This is a genomic window from Paenibacillus sp. FSL W8-0194 (assembly GCF_037969745.1).
Classification (GTDB): domain Bacteria; phylum Bacillota; class Bacilli; order Paenibacillales; family Paenibacillaceae; genus Paenibacillus_AQ; species Paenibacillus_AQ cookii.
Genome location: NZ_CP150205.1, coordinates 4,646,392 through 4,664,599 on the forward strand (window position 1 = coordinate 4,646,392; position 18,208 = coordinate 4,664,599).

The window sequence follows — 18,208 nt, forward strand, 5'->3', positions numbered from 1 at the left end:
CAAAACATCATCGGCAGTTCAATGGTGACGATCTATAGATTCAAAACGTTGACTGGCCTACACATCGTTTCATTGCTGCCTTTTGAACCTTATGAAATTGATTCGCATCTAAGAAAAACGTCTGTTCGACGTACTTTCACGAAAGAAAGGTTATGCGTGCCGGGAGGTTTGCCTTAGGATCTTCGGGCTGCCATTGCTTGGGTGCTCATTTCATTCCGATATCCGAAAAACAAAAAAACCTTCCGCCCTCCACACAGAATTCCATCTGCGTGAGGGACGAAAGGTTGCGCTTCCGTGGTACCACCCATATTTGCCAAACATCTCGCGATGTCAGCCTCACCAGGTAACGGGATCAGGGCCATAACTTAATCATCACCAGCCGTTCCCATACCTTAAGTCCGTAACGTGGACCCTACGATTCTCCCTAATAGGCTTTAACGCGTTTCAGGAGAACAGCTCCGAGGTGAGCTCGTATAAAAGGGATTTTGGTGGAGGTTGCAGCAATTCCTCACACTCTCTGAGCAAAAGAGCCCTTTAAACTTCGTCCTCTTCATTGCCGTTGCTTTATGTTCGTTAAAATGTTTAGACACATTATATGATCCCACGAACTTAAAAGTCAATACCCATATTTCTAAAAAAATGAAAAATCGCCCCCGGGAAGGAGCGTACACCGGATGTCGGCTTCACTCATATGATGACATAAATTCATCTTCGAAGAAGCCCAGTTTGAAGGGAGGTCAGACATGATGATCCGCTATCGGAGACCGAAACAAGACGATGCGTTCATTATGCGGTTAATCGATTCCCAGCTTGTCCCCATCTCGCATTTGTCTCCGTCCCAGATCGAAACCGTTCGCAAAGAAATCCCAAAAAGACTCAGCCGCGGCATTACCCTAATCGCCTGCCAACGCTATGAGGATGATCCGCTTGGATTCGTCCATTTCATATTGCACGGCAATCTGCTTTACATCGATATGCTGGCCGTCACACCCGAATCGCAGCGCAAAAGATGGGGCAATATGCTGATGGTGCATGCCGAAAAATTTGCGGCGTCACGCGGGTGCACCCGGTCGAAAGTGATGGTCGATGCTGGTAACGCCAGCGGCTTATCTTTTTACCGGAAGCTAGGTTATGTTACGGTGCGGTATCACACGCTGAACCAATGCCATGAACTTGAAAAGAAGCTTTGACTGGTCTAAGATCCTATCAAACAGAACCCTACGGTCGTTCAAATCATGTTTGCACTTTTTTCAGTGCACTGTTCTCTTATTTCTCTTTTAGAAAAATCCGAACGCTCCAGGATATCCTGCCGGGTAACCTCCCGGATAAGGTCCGTATCCGTATCCCGGAACCCCGTAAGGTCCGTATCCATACCCTCCGCCGTAATATCCTGCATAAGGAGCCGTACCGATGGCCAAAAGATCGAACAATACAAGCGGAATGATCGCCTTTGTTTGCACTTTTTCACCTTTGCTCCGCCCGAGAATCAGACGGTTTCCTGATATCCGAAGAAGTTTGCCTGTAACCAAGTTGCCGTCTTTTTTGACAGCCACTATATGTTGACCGATCAGCTTTTGCGCTTGTTTACGGGTAACAGTCTGCTGCATAAGATCCCTCCTCCAAATGTGTTCAATGGCAGTCTATTCCGCCTGCCCCCCCTCCGCTTGTTCCATAGCCCGGTATACCGTCAAGTTTGGTGCCTATTCCGCCGGAAATTCCGGCGCAAAAAGGCCGCATTCCATTGGAATGCAGCCTTTTGGTTTCACTTGCATATAACGTTTTACCGTTTCCCCGGATCGTACGGTTCCCCGAGCGAAGCCGGAGCGGAAGATCTTCCGACCGCGGCGACAAGCACGATAACCGTCAACACGTAAGGAAGCATGTAGATAAATTCCTGAGGAATTTCCTTCGACCAAGCAAACAGCTGGAAGTAGTTCCCGATCGCTTGCGAAAAGCCAAAAAATACGGCGGCCCCAAAAGCGCCCAGCGGATTCCACTTCCCGAAGATCATCGCGGCGATCGCGATAAAACCTTGGCCGGAAATCGTATTATGCGAAAACGTATTGGTCGTCGTCAACGTAACGGTCGCCCCGCCGAGCGCCGCCAAAACGCCGCTGACGATCACGCCGATGTAGCGCATCCGCAGCACTTTGACGCCAACGGTGTCCGCGGCGCTCGGATGTTCGCCGACGGCGCGGAGACGCAGGCCGAACGATGTTTTGTACAGCACGTAAAATACGACCAGCACCAAAATGATCGCCAAATAGGTCGTGATATAGTTGTTGAACAGCCCTTCCCCGATAATCGGAATATCCGACAGCAGCGGAATCGGCACCTTCGCGAGCCCTTCCTTGAGCAGCGTCGTTTCGCCTGCCCCTTCAAACAAGAGCTTCACCATGTACAGCGTGCTTCCTGCAGCCAAAAAGTTAATGACGACGCCGCTGATGACCTGATCCGCCTTAAACGTGATCGATGCGACGGCATGAATCAAGGAAGCGATGGCACCCATGACCAGCGCGGCCAAAATGCCGATATACGGCGAAGCTGCGCCCATGCCGGCATCCTCGGCATAAAACGACGCCACGCCGGCGGCAAACGCGCCAAAGGTCATAAAGCCTTCAATCCCGATGTTGATGACGCCGGAACGTTCAGAGAAGATGCCTCCCAATGCGGCAAAAATGAGCGCGGTAGAAAAAACAAGCGTCGTATTAATCAGCTGGCCAATTGTTGTCATCCAATCCATTTACAACACCTTCTCTTTCTTGCGCTTAAGATAGAAGGGCTTAAGAACCCAGCGCACGATGCCCTGTGCGGCAATAAAGAATATGATCGAACCGATGACGATCCGGATGATTTCGGGCGGTACTTCCGCCCCGAAGCTCATGCCCGCCGAACCATATGTCAATATGCCGAACAACGATGCGGACAACAAAATGCCGAATGGATGGTTTAATCCGATCAATGCGACGGCAATGCCGTCAAAGCCGATTCCCGGAGATCCGGTGAAAATCGCTTGATAGTGGAATACGCCCAATACCTGGAACGCTCCGCCCAAACCGGCAAACACGCCGCTGATAAACATCGCTTTGACGATATTCTTTTTTACGCTCATGCCCGCATATTGGGCAGCATGCCCGTTATGGCCGACGGCCCGGAGCTCGTATCCTTGCTTGCTTTTCCACATATAGATAAAAAAGAATACGGCTGCCAAAATGGCGATGATCGTGCCCCAATGCATGCGCGCATTGTCAAAAGCCGTAGACAACCAGCCGATGGAAATGGATGCGGTATCCTTAATTTCCTCGGATCGTTGCTGGCCTTTTTCGAGAAGGAAGTTACGCACGATGTAGTTGCTGAAGTACAGCGCCGTCCAGTTCAGCATGATGGAAATAATAACCTCGTTGACGCCGCGTTTCGCTTTCAAGTAGCCGGTAATGCCGGCCCAAATGCCGCCGGCAAGGCCGCCTGCAATGATGGCTACAAGCGCATGCACCACGATCGGCAAGCCCGACAGCTTAATGCCCACCGCCGTGGCAGCCGTCATGCCGACGATGTATTGCCCTTCGGCGCCGATATTAAACAGGCCTGCCCGGAATGCAAACGCGACGGCAAGCCCCGTCATGATCAACGGCGTGATTTCGCGGATCGTTTCCCCGAAATCATAAACGTTGCCAAAAACGGTTTTAAACAGGGAACCGTATGCGAGCAGCGGATCATAACCGCCGATCAGCATAATGATCGCCCCGACGATCAGACCCAAAACAACGGCCACAAGCGGCACCAGGAGGCTGTTCACGGAAAAAATCTTAAACAATTTGCTCATTATGCTTTCCCTCCCGATTTCTTGCTGCCCGCCATCATGAGACCCAGCTCCTGATCGTTGGTTTCCTCAGGCAATACTTCGCCCACGATTTGGCCTTCGTAGATGACGGCAATCCGGTCGGAAACGTTCATGATTTCATCCAGCTCGAAAGAAATCAGCAATACGGCTTTGCCTTGGTCGCGCTGGGCAACCAGCTGTTTTTGCACGAATTCGATCGCGCCCACGTCCAAACCGCGGGTCGGCTGGGCAGCAATCAGCAGATCCGGATTTTTATCTATTTCCCGGGCTATAATCGCTTTTTGCTGGTTACCGCCCGACAAGGAACGGGCTTTCGTCTCGATGCTCGGCGTTCTGACGTCAAACGCCTCGATCAGTCGTTTCGCCTGCTTGTCGATTTCCTTTTTGCTCAAAAACCCGGCTTTGTTATACGGCGGCTTGTAATACGTCTCCAACACCATGTTTTCGCTCATCGAAAAATCAAGGACAAGCCCGTGTTTATGACGGTCCTCCGGAATATGGGACACGCCGCTTTCCGTAATGAAGCGCGGACTTTTGTTCGTGATGTCCTTGCCGTTGAGCATAATGATGCCGCTGTCGACCTGGCACAGCCCGGTGATCGCTTCGATCAGCTCGCTTTGTCCGTTGCCGTCGACGCCGGCAATCCCGAGGATTTCACCCGCACGAACGTTCAAATTCAAGCCGTTCAGCACGGAAACGCCCTCTTTGTTTTTCATCGTCAAATTTTGCACTTCGAGAACGTTTTGCTTCGGCGAAGCCGGCTTTTTGTTCACTTTAAAAGAAACGCTCCGTCCGACCATTTTCTCCGCAAGCTCATTCGGATTCGTCTCCGAGGTTTTGACGGTATCAATGACCTTGCCGCGGCGAATAATGGTCACATTATCGGAAATCTGCATGATTTCCTTCAATTTATGCGTAATGAGAATAATCGATTTTCCCTCTTCGACGAGACGTTTCATGATCCCCATCAGATCGTTGATCTCTTGCGGGGTTAAAACGGCGGTAGGCTCGTCAAAAATAAGGATATCCGCTCCGCGGTAAAGCGTCTTCAAAATTTCGACGCGCTGCTGCATCCCGACGGAAATATCTTGGATTTTGGCATGCGGATTTACCTTCAGCCCGTACTGATCCGACAGCTTCTGGATCTTGGCGACCGAAGTTTTGTAGTCCAGCTGGAACCCCATTTTTTTCGGCTCCATGCCCAGCACGATATTTTCGGTCACGGTAAACGGCTGGACGAGCTTAAAGTGCTGATGCACCATCCCGATCCCGAGTTCGATCGCTTTGTTCGGGCTGTCGATAATGACAGGTTTGCCGTTTACTTCGATGCTTCCTTCGTCCGGCTGGTACAATCCGAAAACGATATTCATGAGCGTGGACTTGCCCGCGCCATTTTCGCCGAGCAATGCATGAATTTCTCCCTTATGCAGCTTTAAGCTGATAGAGTCGTTGGCAACTATGCCGGGAAAGCGTTTGGTTATTTGCTTCAACTCAACGACAGGGGTCGCTGCACCCATGAGATCACCCTTTATCATGATTTGGTTTCAGGCCAAAAGCAAAGAAAAGGCCAGTTATACAACCAGCCTTGTCGTTTCGCAACTTTGGATCCGTTTAGATGGTAAGCTCAGGCAGTATTATTCTTCAGGGACTTTGATTTCCCCGCTGATGATTTTCTCTTTGAACTCGTCAACGGCTTTCAATACGTCTGCAGGAACGTTTTTGCTGGAAGTGTCCGCAAGACCTACGCCGTTTTCTTTCAAGCCGAGAACCTCGGAGCCGCCTTTGAATTGACCGTCGATCACTTCTCTTGTGACTTTGTCGACAGCCGTCGTTACGCCTTTAACCATCGAAGTCAACGTTACGTCATCTCCGAATTCAAGGGATTGGTCTTTGTCGACGCCGATGACCCAAACTTTGCTGCCGCCGGCTTTGTTGCGGGCGATCGCTTCGTTGAACACGCCGGTACCCGTAGCGCCGGATGCGTGGAAAATAATGTCTACGCCGTCGTTGTACATCGTTGCTGCCGCTGCTTTACCTTGGTCAGGTTTGTCGAAAGCGCCTGTATAGTTGATTTTGACTTCGACATTAGGGTTCGCAGCTTTGACGCCGGCTTTGAAACCAGCTTCAAAACGTTTGATGACAGGAATTTCGGAGCCGCCTACGAAGCCGACTTTGCCTGTTTTCGTCATTTTGCCTGCAACGACGCCCACGAGGAATGCGCCTTCGTTTTCGGCAAACGTGATGGAACGAACGTTAGGGGAATCGACAGTAGCATCAATGATTGCCAAATGCGCGTCAGGGTTTTGGTCCGCCACGGTTTTCATGTCTTGTCCGAGGTCGAAACCGATGCCCCAAGTCAGATCGTATTTGCCTTTAACGTATTTATTCAGATTCGTAACGTAATCTTCTTTGGATTTACTTTGCAAGTACTGAGCTTCGATGCCTTTGTCTTTTTTCAAAGCATCGAGAGCTTCCCAAGCGGATTCGTTAAACGATTTGTCGTTTACGCCGCCCACGTCGGTAACCAGGCCGACTTTGACGCTGGACTTCGCGTCGCCTGCAGGCTCGCTGCCGGTTGCGCCTGTCTCTTCATTCTTTTTGCCGCAGCCAGCGAGTACCACTGAAAATGCGAGCAGCATGATCAGCGACAATTTGAACATTTTCTTCATTGCTGTATGTCCCCCTAAAATTTTTTTGCCCTATCATTTGCGCAAGATCCCTTCTACCAATTAATTTACCACCTATCAATTAGAAATAGAGAGCTTGTTTCAAACGTGGACATTTTACATTCAGATTATACAATCTCGCATCCTCAAAATCCAGCAAATTTGCGTCGGATTCAAAAAACTTTTTTTGAATAAAAGTAAAAGAAAGCGCTTTAAGAGTTTTGAATATACCAACACATGTCACATTTATCTCGAAATACATGTTATGTATAAGCGATAAGGGGTAATTCCTTGGTTTTATCTCATTCCATCACGAAATTCACGTCATGTTTCCTGCCATCAAGAGAAACAATGCCCCATAGCGGCTTATTTCGAAGCATAAAAAAAACCGCCGTAAGGCGGTTTTTCCATTTAATGTTAAACAATTACGCGTTGATTTTTTCTTTCGCAACGGTTGCGATCGAGTTGAACGCGTTGATGTCGTTCACGGCGAGATCAGCCAGCATTTTGCGGTTGATGTCCACGCCTGCCAATTTCAAACCATGCATCAGTTTGTTGTAGGACAAGCCGTTCATGCGTGCAGCCGCATTGATCCGGACGATCCACAGTCTGCGCATGTTGCGCTTGGTTGCGCGACGGTCACGGTATGCATATACCAAAGACTTCATCACTTGTTCGTTAGCTGTTTTAAAAATGCGGTGTTTGGAACCGAAATAACCTTTTGCAAGTTTCAATACTTTTTTATGTCTACGACGAACAACGAATCCGCCTTTTACTCTTGCCATAATAATAAACCTCCCAAAATTGTGTTATAACTATTTCAAGTTAGCCAAGCCTTGCTTCAAACGTCTTACGTCTCCAGGAGCCATCACCGGGTTGCCGGCGAGCACGCGTTTAGCGCGTTTGGACTTGTGGGACAGCAAGTGGTTTTTGTAAGCTTTGTAACGAGTTACTTTACCGGAACCAGTTACTTTGAAGCGGCCTTTCAAGCTGCTGTGTGTTTTCATTTTAGGCATAGTACTTCCTCCTCAGGACTATTGGGCTTTTGGAGCCAGAATCATAATCATACTGCGGCCTTCCAATTTCGGTTGGCGTTCGACGACGGAAAGTTCGGCAACCTCCGTTTTGACGCGTTCCAGAATCTTTTGGCCGATGTTGGCGTGAGTGATCTCGCGTCCGCGGAAACGGACGGAGCATTTCACTTTGTCGCCTTCTTTCAAAAACTTGACGACATTGCGAAGCTTGGTTTGGAAATCATGCTCCTCAATGTTAGCTCGGAACCATACTTCTTTGATATCCACGATTTTCTGATTCTTACGGGCTTCTTTTTCTTTCTTTTGCTGCTCATAGCGGAACTTGCCGTAATCCATGATGCGGCACACCGGGGGCTTGGCCTGCGGCGCCACGTTCACCAGATCCAGATTCAAATCCGCCGCCATCTGGAGAGCTTCCCGAATCGGCTTGATGCCGATCTGTTCCCCGTCAGCTCCGACCAGACGAACCTCTTTCGCCCGAATTTCCTCATTAATCATATGATCCTTACTAATAACCGTCCACCTCCAAATTCGAATGGTGATGCTTTTGCAAAAGCAAAAATAAAAGGGATACCGGTGTCTACGACCAGCATCCCTATGATCAATTCTTCATGAAATTTTGCATTCATAAATCATCGGATCATGACCCGCCAACCTTCGTCGGCCAGGTGAGAAGCTGGTGCCTCTGCTTGCAAATCCATTTTGTTTTAACGTACTTGAGTAATGTACCACAAAGGACAAGCCTTTGTCAACAACAATAAATCATCCTTAGCCCTGCTTGCTTTGCACTTCTTCCAGACGAACCACGCGAGTATGCTTCGTATGGCTCCACTGTTTGTTGTTTTGCGTGAAGAACGCCCAGAACGTGATCGGCCACCAGGAAATCAGGAAAATCGGATAAAACACGAGTCTGAGGTACGTTTTCCACGGCACCTTTTCCAGATACATGGCCAGCGGACATTGCATGATCCCGTAGATCGAGAACGGAATCGACACCCAAAGAGGCAGGTATCCGTAAATCGAAATCAGGTTCAGATCCGTCGGAAGCATGTAATTGATGTAATAAATGATCGTCAGCAGGAACCCGATCAGGAAGTTGTAAGAGTTGAACACGTACAGAGCCGCATCGATTTTCGTCAAGCTGCGCTCCTTGATGCCCTGTTTGAGCAGCGGGAACATATACTTCCGGGTAACCTCGAAGTGGCCTTGCATCCAGCGCAGGCGCTGTCTGGCCGACGCTTTGAACGTCAACGGCTTTTCGTCGTACACCCGTGCGTCGAAATTGATTTTCGGATATACGTTGCGCTGAATGCAGCGTACCGTAAATTCCAAGTCCTCGACCAGGCTGGTCGCGCCCCAGCCCATTTCCTTCAGAAGCTTGCTTTCGAAGCACATCCCGGTTCCGCCAAGGAAGTTGGAGAGGCCAAGATTGTATCTCGGAAGCTGCCATAAACGGTTACAGAACCAGTAGTTGATCGCGTTCGACGCACTGATCCAGGAATCGTTAGGGTTTTTCGTATCCAAGTATCCTTGAATGACCTGCTTGCCGTTGCACAAGTCATCGTTCATGTATTGCAGGAAATCGACGTCGACGAGATTGTCGGCATCAAAAACGACAACTGCGTCATACGACTTCGGCATTTTCCACAGCTTGTCGAGCATCCACTCGAGAGCATAGCCCTTGCCCCGTTTGTCCGGGTTATTTCTGACGCAGGCGGTTACGCCCTCAAAGCTGTTGGTGATTGCTACCGTATTGTCGGTACAGTTATCGCAAATCACGAAAATATCGTACATTTCTCTTGGATAGCGCATCTTCTGTAAATTTTCTAACAATGCGCCGATCACTTCTTCTTCATTGTGCGCTGCGACGATGACAGCGAAAGTTTTTTGCGGAGAATGCGATTTGGATTCTTTTTTGCGATACCATCCGAAAAAGGAAAGGACCAGCTGATACAGTCCTACAAGCCCGAAAAACACTTGGAGAACGATCATAATCTTTTCAAACACTCTCTTGACCCCCCATATCCTTGTTGAGTTGTACCCCTTTTTTATTCTCGATGCTTTAAACGGCCATTTTTATATTTGTACTGGCATCCGTTATTTTTAAAATCCGAAAACAAAAAACGTATACTGATTGTCGGCCATATGACAGCTCATTGTCAAATTGCCATTTAAGAGCTTAAGCCAAAAAACATTGTCAATCAAGATGTATTTGCCCAACTAACCTCCCTTTATCATGAATTATCTTAGTTTTTGCTTATTTTTGAACTTTTAACAAAAGTTTATGATTAGAAAAGGTACCCACTACCTCTTTAACCCACTTTTGGGTACTTGAATCATTTTAATCGCTTCTTCAGGCGAAGTCAAAAATTCGAAAATATGCGCATCGCAGCGGGAAAAAACGCAAACAAAAGGGACCCTTGAATCAGGGGCGGCGAGATTTCAAAAACCCGAGCTCCCCTTCATGGTCCCACAACGCTCACGATCAGTGCAGTGACGGAAGTTTCGAAAAATGTAAATTTTTATCTTCGCATTCCAGTGCATATGTATATTTATAGACAGGTTGTCCATGATTAAACAAAACGATTGAAAATTCTCCCTCTTTGCAGTGGACCGTTTGAAGCGTGCAATGGGTCTTTAATTCCGTCTTGCCGGCCACGATCCGGTTCCTCTCCGTAAAGGCGATGAGTTGCCCTTGGTCGTCGTACAGCTGCAGCTCGATTTCAAGCGATTCGTTAACGGTCAAATCCTGAAGATGCACAACGACCCGCAGATTCGAAACGTAAGGAAGGGTTTCAACGAGAACGGACGGGACGGGTGCAGAATGGTTAAGCTTCATGCCTTGTTCCGACTGCACCATTTCGCAATAATCGACGATAAAACAGGAAAGTTTCACGAAACGCACTCCTTACATGATTTTTTTGACCGATGCCTTGGAATAATTCAGCCTGAGCAGGCTAGGATACTTTTGGACGTCCAGCGCCTGTGCCAGTTCTTTGCCTGCATCCCCGCAAACGATCATATGGCCAGGCAACTTTTTTCGAAACAGATTCATGCGGTATTCGGGGGCATGATAGAACACGACGGCCATTCTGCCGGAATCGTACGCGGCCCGGTTTCGCAAAAATTCGGGCTCGGATTCGGCGTCGATAAAAATAATGTCGAATGCCGTTTCCAAACCGGCTGCCGGCACCTGGTTCCTGTAAAGCATCTCCCCGGTTTTCAGCAGCTTTTCAAGGGCGGCGGCCCGCCTGACGTACCCTATCAATAGAACGGCCAGCCCCAAGGAGACAAGGCTCAGCGCATATGGGAGCGTTTCATGCATGAATCCCCATCCCCCTTTTATACCAATACTGCTTGATCAGGACCGCGAACAGCGAGACATTCGCCAAAATGGCATACATCATGACGTTTTCCGATAGAGAAAAGCGCGGGCTCGCCTGAAACGTCCAGCAAAACAGGATGAGCACGATTATGACGACATTGCGCCCGATGGCGTAAAGCTTGTTCGTCGGTTTGCGGCTCTGTCCGAAACAGTTGCAGTGCACCGTCTTTTTTTCGAACGATACTTTAAGCAGCGCGGCGACAAACGTCGTCATGAGCGCCATGGTCAGGACAAGCGTAATGACCCGGCCGAAAGCAAACACGATCAATACGGATGCCGCAAACTCGCCCAAAATAAACAAGTAAGCGGCCGCGGCGATCGCCCGTTCGTTGGTTATGATGCCGAATTGCCGGATGCTGATCCTGAATTCGCCGACATCCAGGCTTTTGGAAATGGCGGATATGCAAAATACGAATACCAAAAGGCACTGACCGATCGAAGACAGGATCATAACAAACTCTCCGAAACGAGCCGGTCCTCGTATTTCTCCCACTCCGTCAAAGAGGCTCCCAGCACTTTTTGGCGGTTTTTGACCAAAATCATGTAGGGGAAAGATTCAACGTCATACGTCAGCGTCGCATCTTCCGGCTCCAAATAGACGATCGGAAAGTCCCAATGAAAATAGGCCTTCAGGTCCCGGTGCTCCTCTTCATCCCCGTTGCAGAACAGCACGAGTCCCATTTCGGGGATTTTGCTGCGGAGAACGCTGATTTGCGGCAAAAACTCGACGCAATGGTTGCAGAATAAAGACACGAACAGAAACAGTTGGGGGCGGCCGTCGGTGAAGCGGATCTCATTGCCTTCAAAGTCGACGACCGAAGCAAAATCGGTCATGGGTAAGCGACCTCCATTTCCTGCTTGTTGTACAGCTCTTTTTGTTTCATCCACATGTCGAAATAATAGCCTTGGGCATGGACGAGCTCCGAATGGCTTCCGACTTCCTTGATTTCGCCGTTTTGCATCACGACGATCTTGTCCACGTTGGCCGCAATGCCGATACGATGCGTAATGACGATTAGCGTTTTTTCGCCGGACGCGTCCAGCAAACGGTTTAGCAGCTCCAGCTCGCTATTGGGATCGATGGCTGAAGTAGGCTCGTCCAAGACGATGAGCGAAGCTTGTTTGAACAGCGCCCTTGCCAGCGCGATTCTTTGCCACTGGCCTCCCGAGAGATTGATGGAATCCTCCGTCAAGTAGCCAAGTTCCGTTTCGAGGCCCCGCTCCGGAAGCATGATATTCGCGATGCCGAACGCATCGGCGAGTTCGTACAGCCTTTTGTCGTTGTGGATCTCCTTCAGATCGGATGCCGCGATATTGTGGCGAATGTCGAGTTCATACTTCGAGAAATCCTGAAACACCGCGCTGACCTGGCTCCAGACCGAGGGCAGATGGATGTCGTTCAAATCCGTTTGATTGTAAAATACGCTGCCGGGCTCAGGCGGATATAACCCCAATATTAGCTTGACAAGGGTGGTTTTTCCGGATGCGTTGTCGCCCACGATGGCGATTTTTTCGCCTTTGCGGATCGACAGGCGAATGCCGTTTAAGGCATTTTCGGCTCGATTCGGATATCGAAAAGAGAGATTCCGGACCTCGATCGACTGGATATCGTCGATGATGCTGCCCCGAGAACCGGCGTCTCCGCCTTCGGCAGACAGCATGTCCCCGGCCAGCCGGAGATAACTGGTATTCTCGTAAAATTTTCCGCCAAGATTAAACAGGTTCAATATATTGGATTCGATCAGCGGCGCGGCCATCGTGACAGCCATGTAATCGCCGATCGTCAATTTTCTATTATAAATGTAATAGATGATCAGGACGGCAAGCCCGAGTTTGAACAAACCCGACAGGATCTTGCTTAACGTAACGAAAACGATTGTCTTTTTTTCCAAGCCGTATTGCAGCTCAAAGGCCTCCCGTTTCCTTTCAAGCCAAAGCTTTTTAAAGAACGGGTATGCCTGGTTTACCATCATTTCCTTATGTGCCGTAAAATTGCTCAACAACTGATACAAATAACCGTACGTACGGTGCGAAGTTTGAAGGACGTTCGTGACTTCGACTCGGTTTCGGATCGTTTTCAGCTCCAAAATGCCCCTAGCGACGCACACCGCCAATAGACAGATCATCGCAGCCGGACTTAGATTCCGCAGCAAATAAAGAGACAGGGAGATGCTGATCAGCAGCGAAGCCAAGGACAGGAACGATTGGTAATTGCTTTCGATTTTGGACAACGCGAATTCATTGAATTGCGCCTTGCCGTGAAACGACGGATTTTCCTTTTCCACGAGATCGATCGAATAATAATAATCCAGCAATCTCGTTTTTTGCCTAAGCGAGAACTTTTCCGTAAACGCCAAGTTGAACTTTTGCTGAAGCTGACCCAGTACCGTTACCGCCAGTTCCATGCCGACGATAAGAACGATCAGCCGGAGAACCCCGCCGAACTCGAAGTTCGGGGAAGAGAGATCGTTGATCAGCGCGGAGCCGAGATAAATCGAAGCATTCATTTGGAAAGGAATCGCGATCAGCATCAGGAGGTTGAAGTAGAAATAGGTTTTGTCCGCGATCCACACTTCCTTAAAAGATAAGGCGAACAATCCGAGGCCTTCACGAAATGCTTTCATTCAAAATGCTCCCGGAACCGAACACCTCGATCAGCGGCGAAATCTTGCGCGTCAGACTCTCGTAAGTATTGAACAGCCCGCCTCCGACGATTTGGCCTACCTTATTGACGGCATATACCAGCGGAACCGCTTCGACTCTGATTTCCTTGAACAACACGGTCAGATCCGATTTGAAAACTTCAAACCCGGGGTACATTCTTGCAATCTCACTCGCAAAATCGTCGTCGGCATCCACAAACAAGTACGTTTTGAAACGAAAGGTTTCGGAATATTGGCTTAACAGCGAAAAATCGCATTTTTCGCAAGTTTTGCTCATAAAAAAGATTACCGTTCCGGTTGGCCCGAATTCGATCGCGGCTTCGTGCCCGGCTCGGTCAAACGCAAACTGGGTCGGCATGTTCTCCCCGATCGGAATCGGCGCCATCGTCCGCTTTTTAAGGAATTTCATATATTCTTGTTCCTGCATGTTCGCGTCACCCTTTCCGGAGCATGGATCAAACAGGCGCCCAAAACCTTGGGCACCTGTCGATATGGCCTACATGACTAGCAACAATTTCCCCATTCGGAGTTGCAGTATTTCCAAACCTGGATCGAACCATTTTGGTAGCAAGGGGTATAGTACTGGTAAATATAACGTGTTCTGACGCAATCGGTGCTGGATACGCAACCGCTGTCGTCACCAGGCACTGGGGTGCCGCCGGACATTCCGCTTGGGCAACTGTATTTACATACCATATTATGAAACCTCCTTTGTTTTTTGCCGGCCAGGCAATAGGAACGTAGCTACATGATTCATGATAAATAATTTTCCGGCTCTAGTTAACAGTTTTTGGGTAAAACACTAATATCTGAGGATATGTTGTACATCGTCTGACGAAACTCATCAATTCATGTGGTTCAATGTCGAATTTTCCCTTTATATTCCTATTTTTGATTTATTCATCATTAATTAGTATAATAATTAATAGATTCCAATTATAGGTAATTCAGGCGAAAATATTCTTTTCGCTCCCTTGCGATCACGACTACGATTAGGAGGTTAATCATTTGCTGCCCTATTTTCCGGATGTAGCCGTCTATTCATCGAACTATTCATTGAAAATCAAATTGTCAGCTCACCTCAAAAACAATAGGGTATACAACCTGAAGAATCCCAAGGAGTTTCTGGATTTCGCCCGTAAAAACGACGGTTTTATCTTCATATGGGAATTATCCAAGTCCACGTTATGCCATCTGCGGATTTTGTTTGCGAAACTGTGCGAACAGGAAAACAACATCGAAATTCTTTGCCTGTGCGGCGATGAGGATTGCGGGGAATTCATGAAAAAAATCATTTCTTATGCCAACGAAAAGCCGCTTCGGCTTCATTTTTCCGGCTATAATACGTTGTTGTCATCGATTAAGTTGGCGTCCAGCCGCCTTCTGGAAAGCAAATTGGCCGCAATTGCCGAAAACGAAGACCGCCTGAACTACATTACGCTCAAGCATGACAACAAAAAGCTGATCCTGGTCGAAAATCTCATCAAATGCGTGGAGAAAACGGGTAAAAACGTGATTCAGGTGACCTTGTCCAACAACGAGAAGATCGAAAGCACGTCCAATTTAAAAGACATCGCCAACCAATCGACGCCATGTCTCTTTCAGTGCCATAAAAGCTTTCTGGTCAACATTAAATATATCCAAGCGATTTCCCCGAACGAATGGAACCATTACGACATCACCCTGGATGGCGAGCTGACGATTCCGCTGTCGAAAGGCTTCTTCCCGCACTTCACCGTTGCCAAAAACCTCCTTAAGTCTTCGGCAATCCAAACTTTTCGTTAAACGGGCCGGGCCTCCCCTCGGATCCAACCGCATACTCCCCATATACGTTTCAGGGGTCATTTTCAGGAATAATTGTTCCGAAAATGACCCCTTTTCGCGATCGTTCTTGAAAAGCCGACGGATTCAAAATATGATAAATTCATGAAAAAAATATCAAACCAGCGCCCACTATGGCTAAACTACGCCCGGAGGTATCCCATGATCCGTCTTATTCAGAAATTAAAACGTTTGGACCAACAGTTATTTACAAAGGTGAACAGCAGCTTGCACCGGAGCATGGTAAATCGCTGGCTTTATTATATTACCCATATTGGCGGCGCTTGGTTTACAATCTTGTTTTCCCTGTCCATGTGGCTTTTAGCGCCCAAACCGTGGAGCACATACGGACTGCAGGCCGGCGTGGCGCTCGCATTAAGCCATATTCCCGTAGCCGTGTCGAAAAAAACATGGCCCAGGCAACGGCCGTATTTGACGCTGCCGGGGACGAACACGTTTCGCAATCCGCTGACGGACCACTCTTTTCCGTCGGGCCATACGACCGCCGTTTTCTCGCTGGTTACGCCTTTTGTGGCCGCATGCCCCGTTTTGGCTTGGGTGCTGGTACCGGTCGCTTTGTCCGTAGCCGTATCCCGGATGTATTTAGGCCTGCACTACCCCTCCGATTGCCTCGCAGGCGCGACCATCGGCACGGCCGTTGCCGCGGGGACGGTTGCATTATGGCCCTAAAGCGGATAAGGTGTAATTAGACCAAAACATGCAGGAACAGGTGAATTGAGAGTGAGCAAAAAAAGGGTATTGTTATTATCTGAAGGCTTCGGTGCTGGACATACTCGAGCTGCGTACGCACTCTCAAGCAGTCTACGCAAACTCTCACCGAACGTTCAGACGAGAGTCCTTGAACTTGGAAGTTTTTTGAACCCGAAGGTTGCGCCTTTGATCATCACCGCATATAAAAAAACCGTGCTTTCGCAGCCCAAGCTGGTCGGCATGATGTACCGCCATCAATACAACAAATCATTGAACCGTTTCACGACGCTTGCGCTGCACCGCATTTTTTACACGCATACGAAAAACGTCGTCCACCAGCTGCGTCCGGACATCGTCGTCTGCACGCATCCGATCCCGAGCGCCGTCATCTCGCGCCTGAAGCGGCTCGGAGAGCAAATATTGCTGTGTACCGTCATCACGGACTATGACGCGCACGGCACATGGATCACCCCGCAGGTCGACCGTTATTTGGTTTCCACCCAGGAGGTGCGGGCCAGAATGATCCACCAAGGGGTTCCCCCTTCCAGAATCAAGGTCACCGGCATCCCCGTCCATCCCAGCTTCTGGGAGCATCCCGGGAAGGAAGAAATCCGCGAACGCTTCGGGCTGAAGGACATGCCTACGGTCATGGTGATGGGCGGGGGCTGGGGCATCATGAACGACGAGGTCATCAACGATTTTTTGACCCGCTGGAAGGACAAGGTCCAGATTCTGTTCTGCCTCGGCAATAACGAAAAAGAGCTGAAAAAGTTGGAGCAGGACCCCAAATACAATCATCCCAACATCCATTTGATCGGGTTTACGCTCGAAGTGGACAAGCTGATGGAAGTGTCGGACCTCCTCGTCACGAAACCGGGCGGGATGACCTGCACGGAAGGTTTGGCGAAAGGCATCCCGATGCTGTTCCACCATCCCCTTCCCGGGCAGGAGGAAGAAAACTGCCATTATTTCACCGCGCAGGGGCTGGGCGAGCCGATTTCGTCGCTGGACGTCATCGTAAAATGGATGGACAAGCTCGTCGGCGATTTGGACGGCATCCGGCGGCGGCGGGAGGAGCAGCTGCAAAGCATTGCCCGGTACCGCCCGATGGAAAGCGCGCATAGCATCATCGAAATGCTGGATTCGAAAACGGTGTCCTCCTGAGAAGGAAGGCGCCGTTTTTTTTTGCGCGTACAAAAAATCCCCGCAAACGGGCCCCGCGGCCAAACCGGCCGGCGCACGTTCGCAGGGATTATTTTTGTCCTGCTTATTTTCCTTATAAAAGACCGGGCTGCATCGCAGCTCTAAGTTCCCGCGTTACTCCTGCCCGCTTTTGTTCGCTTGGGGCGTGTCCTGCAGGCGGTAATTATCGAGCCGGTGTTCCTGGTAACGCTGCAGCGCTTTTTCCCCGACGATGGCCTCGCAGCGGTGGATATTCACGCCTTGCCCGTGGAATTTCGTTTCGTATTCGGTCATGACATGCTGTTCGTTGGGACCTTCGCGGTGAAGGTTTAGCGAAATGTTCTTCATTTGCAGGCCGAAATCGGCAAAAGCGTTCAACGAAAACTCGAACAGCGTCTGCGAGTCGGTCTTAAGATGAATTTCTCCGTTTTCGTTCAGCAAGCGGCGGTATTTCTCCAAAAAACGGGGATGTGTCAAACGGCGACGGGCATGTCTTGCTTTAGGCCAAGGATCGCTGAAATTCAAAAAAATCCGCTCGATTTCCCCTTCTTCGAACACCTCCTCCAAAAATTCCACGTTCGCAAGCGCGAGCCGCAAATTCGGAGGCGTTTCGACATTCCGCTCGGACCAGGCCAAACGGGCCTTTTCGCTCGCCCGGCGGATCAGTTCGTCATACATATCGATGCCTATAAAATTAATGTCCGGATCACGGAAGCTCATCTGGCTGATAAACTGGCCTTTGCCCATGCCGAGCTCCACGTAAATAGGACGGTCGTTGCCGAATAACGTATGCCATTTTCCTTTATGGGACCGGGGATCAAGAATAACGAAGCCGGCCTGGGCCTCCAAATTCTCCCGGATTCCTTTTCTGCCGCGTAAACGCATTTCATACCTCCACTTTCATC

General features: G+C 49.3%; 20 protein-coding genes. 4 read left to right on the forward strand and 16 right to left on the reverse strand.

All coding sequences use genetic code 11. From position 1 onward, the window contains the following. Positions 1-743: 743 nt before the first annotated feature. Positions 744-1,190 carry a GNAT family N-acetyltransferase gene (locus MKY58_RS21095; RefSeq protein WP_306433227.1) on the forward strand — a complete coding sequence of 149 codons (447 nt, stop codon included), beginning with the start codon at positions 744-746 and terminating at the stop codon, positions 1,188-1,190. 87 nt (positions 1,191-1,277) lie between these two features. Here the strand turns inward: MKY58_RS21095 and MKY58_RS21100 are convergent, their stop codons facing one another. The 15 genes from MKY58_RS21100 to MKY58_RS21170 all read right to left on the reverse strand — a co-directional run bounded on the left by MKY58_RS21100 (position 1,278) and on the right by MKY58_RS21170 (position 14,016). Next, entirely contained in the window at positions 1,278-1,607 is a 330-nt protein-coding gene (locus MKY58_RS21100; RefSeq protein ID WP_339321959.1) for a hypothetical protein, read from the reverse strand. Between the two features lie 173 nt (positions 1,608-1,780). After that, positions 1,781-2,743: an ABC transporter permease gene (locus MKY58_RS21105; RefSeq protein ID WP_339321960.1), complete on the reverse strand. Its 963-nt coding sequence runs from the start codon at positions 2,741-2,743 to the stop codon at positions 1,781-1,783. Next, on the reverse strand, positions 2,744-3,823 hold the full coding sequence (locus MKY58_RS21110; RefSeq protein WP_339321961.1) for an ABC transporter permease: 1,080 nt from the start codon (positions 3,821-3,823) through the stop codon (positions 2,744-2,746). After that, positions 3,823-5,358: an ABC transporter ATP-binding protein gene (locus MKY58_RS21115; RefSeq protein WP_339321962.1), complete on the reverse strand. Its 1,536-nt coding sequence runs from the start codon at positions 5,356-5,358 to the stop codon at positions 3,823-3,825. The genes MKY58_RS21110 and MKY58_RS21115 overlap by 1 nt, the downstream gene beginning before the upstream one ends. A gap of 117 nt (positions 5,359-5,475) precedes the next feature. Next, positions 5,476-6,510 (reverse strand): BMP family ABC transporter substrate-binding protein, encoded by a 1,035-nt coding sequence (locus tag MKY58_RS21120; protein WP_339321963.1) that lies wholly within the window; start codon positions 6,508-6,510, stop codon positions 5,476-5,478. Positions 6,511-6,932: 422 nt separating this feature from the next. Continuing rightward, a complete protein-coding gene (gene rplT / locus MKY58_RS21125) occupies positions 6,933-7,292 on the reverse strand; it encodes a 50S ribosomal protein L20 (protein WP_036708477.1) in 360 nt (119 codons plus the stop codon). A gap of 30 nt (positions 7,293-7,322) precedes the next feature. Beyond that, positions 7,323-7,523 (reverse strand): 50S ribosomal protein L35, encoded by a 201-nt coding sequence (gene rpmI / locus MKY58_RS21130; protein WP_036708474.1) that lies wholly within the window; start codon positions 7,521-7,523, stop codon positions 7,323-7,325. An 18-nt stretch (positions 7,524-7,541) separates the two neighbouring features. Further along, a complete protein-coding gene (gene infC, locus MKY58_RS21135; protein ID WP_036708471.1) occupies positions 7,542-8,039 on the reverse strand; it encodes a translation initiation factor IF-3 in 498 nt (165 codons plus the stop codon). 270 nt (positions 8,040-8,309) lie between these two features. Next, positions 8,310-9,548: a glycosyltransferase family 2 protein gene (locus MKY58_RS21140; protein WP_036708467.1), complete on the reverse strand. Its 1,239-nt coding sequence runs from the start codon at positions 9,546-9,548 to the stop codon at positions 8,310-8,312. Between the two features lie 478 nt (positions 9,549-10,026). After that, positions 10,027-10,437, reverse strand: a complete 411-nt coding sequence (locus MKY58_RS21145; protein ID WP_339321964.1) for a hypothetical protein — start codon at positions 10,435-10,437, stop codon at positions 10,027-10,029. Between the two features lie 12 nt (positions 10,438-10,449). Next, complete coding sequence (locus MKY58_RS21150) at positions 10,450-10,866, reverse strand: hypothetical protein (RefSeq protein WP_339321965.1); 417 nt, start codon at positions 10,864-10,866, stop codon at positions 10,450-10,452. After that, positions 10,859-11,377: a MauE/DoxX family redox-associated membrane protein gene (locus MKY58_RS21155; protein ID WP_339321966.1), complete on the reverse strand. Its 519-nt coding sequence runs from the start codon at positions 11,375-11,377 to the stop codon at positions 10,859-10,861. The genes MKY58_RS21150 and MKY58_RS21155 overlap by 8 nt, the downstream gene beginning before the upstream one ends. After that, entirely contained in the window at positions 11,374-11,760 is a 387-nt protein-coding gene (locus MKY58_RS21160) for a hypothetical protein (RefSeq protein WP_339321967.1), read from the reverse strand. Before MKY58_RS21160 ends, MKY58_RS21155 begins: the two co-directional genes overlap by 4 nt. After that, positions 11,757-13,550: an ATP-binding cassette domain-containing protein gene (locus tag MKY58_RS21165; protein ID WP_339321968.1), complete on the reverse strand. Its 1,794-nt coding sequence runs from the start codon at positions 13,548-13,550 to the stop codon at positions 11,757-11,759. Before MKY58_RS21165 ends, MKY58_RS21160 begins: the two co-directional genes overlap by 4 nt. Then, positions 13,534-14,016 carry a hypothetical protein gene (locus tag MKY58_RS21170; protein WP_339321969.1) on the reverse strand — a complete coding sequence of 161 codons (483 nt, stop codon included), beginning with the start codon at positions 14,014-14,016 and terminating at the stop codon, positions 13,534-13,536. The genes MKY58_RS21165 and MKY58_RS21170 overlap by 17 nt, the downstream gene beginning before the upstream one ends. A gap of 581 nt (positions 14,017-14,597) precedes the next feature. On the opposite strand from MKY58_RS21170, the gene MKY58_RS21175 reads away from it, so the two are divergent. The 3 genes from MKY58_RS21175 to MKY58_RS21185 all read left to right on the forward strand — a co-directional run bounded on the left by MKY58_RS21175 (position 14,598) and on the right by MKY58_RS21185 (position 17,285). After that, a complete protein-coding gene (locus tag MKY58_RS21175) occupies positions 14,598-15,374 on the forward strand; it encodes a LytTR family DNA-binding domain-containing protein (RefSeq protein ID WP_339321970.1) in 777 nt (258 codons plus the stop codon). A gap of 198 nt (positions 15,375-15,572) precedes the next feature. Beyond that, complete coding sequence (locus MKY58_RS21180) at positions 15,573-16,100, forward strand: phosphatase PAP2 family protein (RefSeq protein ID WP_036708445.1); 528 nt, start codon at positions 15,573-15,575, stop codon at positions 16,098-16,100. 51 nt (positions 16,101-16,151) lie between these two features. Further along, positions 16,152-17,285 (forward strand): glycosyltransferase, encoded by a 1,134-nt coding sequence (locus MKY58_RS21185; protein WP_339321971.1) that lies wholly within the window; start codon positions 16,152-16,154, stop codon positions 17,283-17,285. A 153-nt stretch (positions 17,286-17,438) separates the two neighbouring features. Here the strand turns inward: MKY58_RS21185 and trmB are convergent, their stop codons facing one another. Next, positions 17,439-18,188, reverse strand: a complete 750-nt coding sequence (trmB, locus tag MKY58_RS21190) for a tRNA (guanosine(46)-N7)-methyltransferase TrmB (RefSeq protein WP_339321972.1) — start codon at positions 18,186-18,188, stop codon at positions 17,439-17,441. Positions 18,189-18,208: the final 20 nt, after the last annotated feature.